General features: G+C 64.9%; 2 protein-coding genes. Both read right to left on the minus strand.

Features of this window, described 5'->3' with window-relative positions:
• Nucleotides 1–22: 22 nt before the first annotated feature.
• Nucleotides 23–901: an ABC transporter ATP-binding protein gene (locus tag EN984_RS34670; protein WP_127269248.1), complete on the minus strand. Its 879-nt coding sequence runs from the start codon at nt 899–901 to the stop codon at nt 23–25.
• A partial coding sequence (locus tag EN984_RS34675) for an ABC transporter permease (RefSeq protein WP_164765926.1) occupies nt 898–1,403 on the minus strand: 506 nt, incomplete at its 5' end. The genes EN984_RS34670 and EN984_RS34675, both read right to left, overlap by 4 nt.

Raw genomic sequence — 1,403 nt, forward strand, 5'->3', positions numbered from 1 at the left:
CCCGCGCGAGGAGAACAACGGTTCAACCATGCGACCGCCTCCAGGCCTGGTCTGCGGCAGCGATCTCTGAAGCAAGCCCTGCGAGGACTTCGTCGTCCACCGGCTTCAGCGAGGCGAAAGGATCGGTGTAGCGTGGCGTCGCCGCCATCAGCGCTCGCGTGTAGGGATGCTGCGGTGCTGCGAAGAGGGCAGCCGTGTCGGCCTCCTCCACCACCTTGCCGGCATAAAGCACCGAGACTCTCTGGCTGATCTTGGCGACGACGCCGAGATCATGGGTGACGAACAGGATCGCCGTGCCATGCTCGCGCTGCAACTGCACGATCAGCCGCAGGATCTGTTTTTGCACGGTCACATCAAGCGCCGTGGTCGGCTCGTCGGCGACGATCAGCCTTGGCTCCGCGGCGAAGGCCGCAGCGATCAGCACGCGCTGGCGCATGCCGCCGGACAGTTCGTGCGGATAGCTTTTCAGCACGCGGTCGGGATCGCGGATTTGCACCTCGTCCAGCAATTGCCGGATGCGGGTATCGGCCTTCTCGCCACTCCAGCCGAGGATGCGCACCAGCCGGTCGGTCATCTGCGAGCCGATGCGCCGCGACGGGTTGAGCGCGGTCAGCGGGTCCTGCGGGATCAGCGCCGTGCGCGCCCCAATCAGCGTGCGTCGTGCCTTGGGCTGCAATTTGCCGAGGTCTTCACCCTCGAGCAGCATGTCGCCTTCGACAATGCGCACGCTCGACGGCAGCACACCGAGCACCGCCTTGCCGATCATCGTCTTGCCGGCGCCGCTTTCGCCGACCAGCGCGCGGACCTCGCCGGGCTGGACGGAGAGCGACACCGAGCGCAATACGCGCTGGCCGTTGGGCAGCACCGCGCTCAAATCCCTGATGTCGAGGCAGGCGCTCATCGCAGCACCGGATCGAAACGCGTCTTCAGCGCCTCGCCGAACTGGCTGAACGACAGCACGGTCAGGATCAGCGTGATCAGCGGGAACACCAGCACCCACCAGGCCTGATGGATCGACAGCCGGCCCTCGGCGATGATGCCTCCCCAGGTCGGATCGTCGGTCGAGATCGACAGATTGACGAAGGACAGGATCGCCTCGACGATAACGGCGATGCCCATTTCCAGCGACAGCAATGCGACGATCGACGGCACCACATTGGGCAGCACTTCGCGCAGCATGATGCCGATGCGGCCGTAGCCGGCAATGCGGGCATTCTCGACATAGTCCATGCGCGACTGACCCATTGTCTCGGCACGGATCACCCGGCAGAAACGCGTCCAGTCGATGATGGCGATGGCCAGGATGACGGAACTCAAGCCCGTGCCGAGCACCGCCACCAGCAATATGGCGAACAGCACCGGCGGAAAGGCCATCCAGACATCGACGACGCGCGAGATGATGC

Source organism: Mesorhizobium sp. M7A.F.Ca.CA.004.12.1.1 (assembly GCF_003997835.1).
Lineage (GTDB): Bacteria > Pseudomonadota > Alphaproteobacteria > Rhizobiales > Rhizobiaceae > Mesorhizobium.